Genomic DNA, 7014 nt, shown 5'->3' with positions numbered 1-7014 from the left:
GCGGGGTTCTGACTATGGGCGGGCATTCTGGCGGGCTGCGTTACGGCGTGGCGCTTGGCGTTCTTGTGTTGATGACAGCGTCACAAGCCGGCGCGCAGCAACGGGTTCTCGCCGCCCAGCAACCGGCTTCTCCTCAAGCTGCCGAGGGTCCGGTCGTTCTGGACACCATTACCGTCCAGGGTGAGGGAATCACCGGCGCGCCGCTGGTCGCGGGGCCGACGACCACCCGTACGACACGCGAAGAGCTCGACAGGCAGCAGGTCCAGAGCATTTCCGAACTGGCCAACCGGGTCGAAGCGGGCATCAGCTTCAATCGCCAGAACAACAGCATCAATATTCGCGGTCTCGATGGCCCGCGTGTGCTGACCACGGTCGACGGCATCAGGCAACCGTTTCTGACCGACACCCGAATCGACCGCAGTTCGACCAATGCCTTCGACTTCGATGCGCTGTCCACGCTCGACCTCCTGCGCGGCGGCAGTGGCGCCAGCGTGCTTGGCTCCGGGGCGCTGGGCGGCGTGCTAGCCGTCCGCACGCTCGACCCCAAGGACCTGATCAAGGGCGGCCGCCAGTTCGGTGCGCTCGCCAAGACCGGCTATGACAGCACCGACGAGGCCTGGTTCGGCAGCGCCGCAGTCGCGGCGCGGCTGCAGCAGACCTATTTCCTGCTCCAGGGCAGCTTCCGCGATGGGCATGAAACCGGGAACAAGGGTACGATCGACAGCATCGGGCCGACCCGAACGATGCCGAACCCGACGGATTTCGCGCAATACGGCCTGCTCGCGAAGATCCAGCACTATGTCGACGATGTGCATCGTTTCGGCATTACGGGCGAATTGTTCAAGCGCGAGGACAGGGTCAACGTCCTGACCTCGACAGTGTCGCCCACCGGCAATTTTCGCCCGGGCAACTACGACACCGGTGAGGATGTCGAGCGCCAGCGCGTCTCGCTGACCTATGATTACAAGCTGCCGGGTGGTTTCCTCGACGAGGCCCATGCCCATCTTTACTGGCAGAACGTCAAGCGCAACGCCCTGGTCTCAGCCTACCGCTTCACCAGCGTCATCGGTCCCTATAGCCGCAACAACGAAACCGAGCAGGAGGCCTTCGGCTTCAACGGCCATGTCGTGAAGAGCTTCCAGACCGGTATCTTCTCGCACGGCGTCACGCTTGGCACCGAACTGCGCACGACGACGCTGAACCAGTATTCGGCTGGCGTCGACAATTGCCGCCGGCCCTATACCGGCGCCTTCAGCGCCTGCAACAACCTGCACACCAATCAGGCCGACCAGCCGAAGGTCGACGGCAATGCGATCGGCATCTTCGCGTATGACGAGATCGGCATGCTCGACAACCGTCTGCGCCTCACGCCCGGCGTCCGGTTCGACTGGTATGAGGAGAAGCCGCAGAACACGCCGGCCTACACCAATGGCGGCTCCAATCCGGTCGGCTTGCCGCCGGCTTCCAGCGACAGCGCCTGGTCGCCGCGGGTGCGGCTCGAATACGACATCCTCAAGGATGTCGGCATGTTCAGGGACGTTACGGCTTTCGCGCAGTGGTCGAAGGGCTTCCGCGCGCCGACAGCAAGCGAACTCTATGGCCGTTTCGGCGCGGTTGGCACCTATCTGCGCATCGGCGACCCCACGCTGCGCCCTGAAACCAGCAATGGCATCGATGTCGGCTTCCGCTTCGGCGACCGGGCGTTCGGCGGCTCGGTGACGTATTTCCACACCAATTACCGCAACTTCATCGAGACCGTGCAGATTGCGCCTCCGGATGCGCTCTATCCGCAGGGCGGCATCCAGGGGCCGCGAAACGTCGCGCGGGCCGAAATTCAGGGCGTCGAGGCGAACGTCCAGTATGCCTTCGCCGAGAACTGGCTGGCGCGCGGCTCCTTCGCCTATACCCGTGGGCAGAACAAGGACAACGACACCTTCCTGAATTCGATCCCGCCGATGCAGGGTATTGTCGCGATCGCCTACGGGACCGGCATCTGGGGTGCCGAGGTCTCGACCAAGCTGGCCGCTGCGCGCGATGACGTCGCTGCGACCACAGGTACGACTGCCGGATTCAAGGCGCCGGGCTATGCGCTCTTCAATGCTTCGGCCTGGTGGCGCCCGACAAAGCTCGCAGATATCGAACTGCAGGTCGGTGTCTACAACATCTTCGATCGCAAGTACTTTGATGCGGTCAACGTTCCGACGGGCACGCTTGCCCAAGCGCGCGATTACTACAGCGAGCCGGGTCGCACGGTGAAGGCGACGTTGAAGTACCAATTCTAGAAATGGATAATCTGGAAGTGTAACGTATGAAGGCCTAACATCCTGATTTATTGAGAGAAGGTTGGTTTAAATTGATGCCGCCCTTTCTCAATTGCCCTTGTCATGAAGTTGGGTAATATGAAACTGTAAGGTTCTGAGCCGTAGGGGTCTGATATTGAACGCTAATGCTGATCAATATCGGGTAAAGACTACCGCTTTCCCGAGCACCGGTGAGCGTTTTGTGATTGTGGAAGGTCCCCCGCACGGCATCGCCCTCGATGCCACGTCGCTATACATGGCCCATCACTGGGATACCGCGGGCAACCAGAAAGCGAATTGTTTGCGACATCTCAGTCCCGCCTTCGATTTTCACCCCCTCGCAACTGGTCTCCGCCATAAGGCGACTGGCGCTTTCGAATGCCTGCTCGGGGCTGCGCTCGTAGCTACCAAACGGCATGTCGACGATCAGGAGAGCGCGCTCGCCGCGGCGGGCATCTGAAGCTGACCGACCCGTCTATCCCGGTGGCGAAGAACCTGCCGCTCTATGGCGAGCCCGCTCGGCTCTACTGCCCGGCCGGCGTCTACGAGGTCGTCTACAAGGATACCGAGACGAAAAGCGATCCGCGTTTCGTCATCAACGCGCAGAACTGCGTGCACTGCAAGACATGCGACATCAAGGACCCTGCCCAGAACATCACCTGGGTCGTGCCCGAGGGCGGCGGTGGTCCGGGTTACTCGAACATGTGATGAGGCACTGGCCCCCTAAGCCGGGGCCGGCGCTGGATGAGATATGAGTGTGAGACACACGGGACGAGGCCTTTGAGTGCATGGCGTTGGCGCGCTGCGCCGCGCGGATCAGATTGCCGACGCCACCAGAGGTTGCCCGTGAAACCCGGGTAGATGCAGGGAGAGCGAAGGCAGGGCATGGCAGCGCCAACACGCGGTGATCCTGCTTGGGGTTGCCTCAAGAATTTCCTCGATCTTTATTGGACTCCTACGAAAGGAGACGAGATGAGAAAGAGCCGGGTTGTCGCAATGGAATCCCCGTCCGTCGCCGTAAAACCTCGTCGCACGAAATCGCCGCCACGGTCGAACGCGCGCCGTGCCATGACGCAAAGGGACATCGAACAGATTGTGGAACTTGTTCGAACTTGGCCATCACAACCGCTTACTTGGGAATTTATTCGCAACCGGGTGGCTCGAGAAATCCAGGGCGTGCGACGGCTATCAACCAAACGAGGGAGCGATGCGGTGGGATGGTCCCGGCAAGCGCTCTCAAATCGCGATCCTATTAAGCAGGCCTACAGTGTGCGTCGTCACGAACTCCGTTTGGAAAGTGAACGTGTTAGGCGGAATCCAAATCGCAATCGCGATCCAGAAGTCGTCACTCTTCGTCGCGAACGAGATGGTCTTCGGAGCAAGATCCATGACCTCGAGAGCAAGCTGGCCGCTTATGAAGAACGACACCAGACATTGCTCTACAATCTCGCACTAGGAGCTAAGGCACAAAGCGAACTGCTCCAGCCACTAGCCCCTAAGATTGATCGGTTGGGACGGAATGAATGATTTCCACGGTTGGGCATGGTGCGCCTGAGAGCTTCTGGATCCGGAACTGCACACAGCGATAGCCCGGCTACAGCGCTATTGAAGGCGCGCCGGGCTATCACTGTCTGCAGCCCCTGGTCGATTCGGATGCGAGACGCCATTTTTTACACTTTTTTTATCGTGGGTAATCTAAGATTGGATCAGATAAATGAAATCTTTCAGCTGCTTATAACATTTAGTGGCAATCGTTATCCATCTCACAAGTTCTAAGCTTCGGCCTGAGGGCGGAACGTCAAGAAGGGCCGGGGCAGCAAGGCTCCGGCCCTTCTTGCTTGCCCCAAAAGGGGCTCGTCTATTCGCCTTCGTCGGTCTTCACCGGACGCGGGTGCCGCGGCCCCTCTGCGAGGGACTTGAACACGCCACGCAATGTGCGCGCCTCCTGCTCGGTCATCTCCAGGCGGTGCAGGATGTCGCGCAGATTGGCGGTCATGACCGGCTTCTTGCCGGGCGGGAAGAAGCCACAGCGCTCAAGTTCACCTTCGAGATAGCCGAACATCGAGAACACCGTCTCGCGGGTTGCGGGCGGCGAGGGATTGTTCTCGCGGAAGGGCGGCTCGCCATTCGTCGTCTTGAACCACTCATAGCCGGTCAACAGCACGGCCTGGGCGAGATTGAGCGAGGCGAAGGCGGGGTTGACGGGGAAGGTCAGGATCGCGTCGGCGAGCGAGATCTCCTCATTGGTCAGGCCGATGCGCTCGCGACCGAACAGGATACCGACGCGCTCGCCGCGGCTGACGCGTTCGGCAAGGGGCGGCATCACCTCGGCTGGCGTGAAGACGCGCTTCATCTGGCCGCGCTCGCGGGCCGTGGTGGCAAGCAGATGATTGAGATCGGCCGTCGCGGCGGCGGCGTCGGGGTAGAGCCGGGCATTCTCGAGGATGTGGGTCGCGCCTGAGGCCGCGGCGGTCGCGCCCTTCTTCAGGCCTCCACCAGCGGGCCAGCCGTCGCGAGGGGCCACGAGCCGCATCTCCGAGAGGCCGAAATTCGCCATGGCGCGAGCACACATGCCGATGTTCTCGGCCATTTGCGGTTCGACCAGAATGATGACCGGGGCGGGTGTCTGTGTGGGGGGGCGGGTGCGGTCTGTGCCTGAGCCGGTCATCGGGTACTCTGCGGTAGCGATCTCGCCGGTTCTGGGACCGGGCTCGAAAGCCCGATCCTATCAGCTGCCGGCAAGAGCGGCGTCAAGCGCTGCGGCGCAGGCCGAAGCCAAGCCCTGCATTCACCATGGAGTCCGTCCCGCGCTGCGGCTGCACCCGCTCTTCCTTGATCCGGAAGCTGGAGACGAGTCCGTTCAGGCGCTGGATCTGGCCGGTCAGTGAGCTGGCGGACGCGGCGCTCTCTTCGGCGAGGGCCGCGTTCTGCTGCGTCATCTCGTCCATATGGGCGACGGTCTGGCTCATTTCATCGATGCCGTTGGCCTGCTCGGCCGAGGCCGCGGAGATGTCGGAGACGGTGGCGGAAACCTTCTTCGAGGCTTCGACGATCTTGCCGAGCGCCTCGCCGGCCGATCGGACCAGGCCGACACCTTGGGCGACCTCGACACCCGATTCGCTGATCAGTGAGGTGATGTCCTTGGCTGCTTCGGAGGAGCGCTGGGCCAGGGTGCGGACCTCCGAGGCGACCACGGCAAAGCCCTTGCCCGCATCGCCGGCGCGGGCTGCCTCGACAGCTGCGTTAAGCGCAAGCAGGTTCGTCTGGAAGGCGATCTCGTCGATAACCGACGTGATGTCCGAGATCTTGCGTGAGGCCTGTTCGATCCGCGCCATGGCGGCGACGGCGTCGGTGACGATCGCGCCGCCCTTCTCGGCAACCTCGGTCGCCTCGTTGGCGAGCAGTACGGCCTGGCGGGACGACAAGGCGGACGCCTTGACGGATGCGGCAAGCTCTTCCGTCGTCGCGGCGGTTTCCTCGAGCGAGGAGGCCTGCTCTTCGGTGCGCTTCGACAGGTCGTCGGCGCCCATATTGATTTCGCGTGCGGCATTGGCGACATCGACCGAGGTCGTCTGGATCGTCGCGACGGTCTCGGAGAGGCGGTTCACCGCACCGTTGAAGTCGTCGCGGAGCTTGAGATAGTCGGCCGCGACATTGTCGTCGATGCGGTAGGTCAGATCGCCCTGCGCCAGCATCTCCAGGCCAGCGGCGAGCAGCCCGACGACATGCTGTTGTTCCTTGGCGAGCATCGCCCGCTCGGCCTCGACGCGCTGGCGCTCGGCCTCGTTGCGACGACGCTCTGCATCGGTCAGGCGCTCCTGCTCGGTGGTCTGAGCTTCGAGCCGGCGCATCTCGAGGCCATTCTCCTTGAAGATCAGCACGGCCCGGGCCATTTCGCCGACTTCGTCACGCCGCGTCTGACCCTCGATCTCGGCATCGAAATCGCTGGCGGCGAGCCGCTCCATCGTGCCTTTCAACCGGGCCAATGGGCCAGTGATGCTCTTCGCCGACATCCACATCGCGCCGCCCAGGCCAATCAACAGGCCAAGCAGGCTGCCGCCGATGACAGTGGCGATGGTGCGCTTCGTCTCCGAGCTCAACCTTCCGCTGGTCGTCTCGGTATCCTTTCCAAGCGCGTTGTTGAAGTCGGTGATGTTGCGGACGACAGCGGTGAGCTTGCCGTCGAGCTCGTCCATCACGGCCAGCGCCCGTTCGCTGTCATCATTGGCGCCGTAATAGAGCGCGCGATCGACGCCCTCCTTGATGTCGGTGACCTGCTTGGTCAGGGCGTCGTATTCAGCGGCCCGCTGCGGAAGGTGGGACTGTCCCTCCTTCAGCAGTTCAAGCGCCAGGCCATAGGAGCGCTGCAGCTGGCTCTGGGCATTGCGTGCACCATCGGTCTCGCGAGGATAGGCAATGACCTTGTAGGCCTGAGCCAGAATATCGTTTGCGGCGCGCGCCGAACGAGCGGTGGCAAGCGTTGCCTTGCTGCGCGAATTGATCAGCTCGGAATAGGTGCTGTCGACCTCGCTCAACTGCACGCTGCTCAGAATCGTCGCGACCAGGCCAATCAACCCGACAATCAGCATCGCTGCTGCGATCTTGATGCTGATACGAATATTACCTAACGTCATGTCGATCCTCGAAATGCTCGCAACAGCTGGAGCTGCGCAGCTCCGTGACATTTCGGGCGTTAAGAAAGCTAAAACTGATC

3 protein-coding genes and 2 pseudogenes are annotated in these 7014 nt (G+C 62.0%); 2 read left to right on the top strand and 3 right to left on the bottom strand.

Going from position 1 to position 7014, the window contains the following annotated elements:
- The coding region (locus tag FG93_RS19650) for a TonB-dependent hemoglobin/transferrin/lactoferrin family receptor (RefSeq protein ID WP_210165834.1) at positions 1-2282 on the top strand (2282 nt) is incomplete at its 5' end.
- Positions 2283-2553: 271 nt separating this feature from the next.
- Here the strand turns inward: FG93_RS19650 and FG93_RS31975 are convergent.
- Positions 2554-2751, bottom strand: a pseudogene (locus FG93_RS31975) (3-methyl-2-oxobutanoate hydroxymethyltransferase); the annotation flags it as partial.
- 2 nt (positions 2752-2753) lie between these two features.
- On the opposite strand from FG93_RS31975, the pseudogene FG93_RS19645 reads away from it, so the two are divergent.
- Positions 2754-3008: pseudogene (locus FG93_RS19645) on the top strand (4Fe-4S dicluster domain-containing protein); the annotation flags it as partial.
- Between the two features lie 1150 nt (positions 3009-4158).
- Here FG93_RS19645 and FG93_RS19635 read toward each other — a convergent pair.
- Both FG93_RS19635 and FG93_RS19630 read right to left on the bottom strand, forming a co-directional pair.
- Positions 4159-4968 carry an RNA methyltransferase gene (locus FG93_RS19635; protein ID WP_043237254.1) on the bottom strand — a complete coding sequence of 270 codons (810 nt, stop codon included), beginning with the start codon at positions 4966-4968 and terminating at the stop codon, positions 4159-4161.
- A gap of 82 nt (positions 4969-5050) precedes the next feature.
- Positions 5051-6934: a methyl-accepting chemotaxis protein gene (locus FG93_RS19630; RefSeq protein WP_052513949.1), complete on the bottom strand. Its 1884-nt coding sequence runs from the start codon at positions 6932-6934 to the stop codon at positions 5051-5053.
- Between the last annotated feature and the right edge of the window lie 80 nt (positions 6935-7014).

This window comes from Allobosea sp. LC85, from assembly GCF_000735605.1.
Taxonomy (GTDB): domain Bacteria; phylum Pseudomonadota; class Alphaproteobacteria; order Rhizobiales; family Beijerinckiaceae; genus Allobosea.
The sequence above is the reverse complement of the archived record's forward strand: the minus strand, read 5'-3'. Positions and strand labels throughout refer to the sequence as shown.

Bases quoted from the DNA above. Each gene is read 5' to 3' on its own strand.
- FG93_RS19635 (WP_043237254.1), bottom strand. From the start codon at position 4,968: ATGACCGGCTCAGGCACAGACCGCACCCGCCCCCCCACACAGACACCC.
- FG93_RS19630 (WP_052513949.1), bottom strand. From the start codon at position 6,934: ATGACGTTAGGTAATATTCGTATCAGCATCAAGATCGCAGCAGCGATG.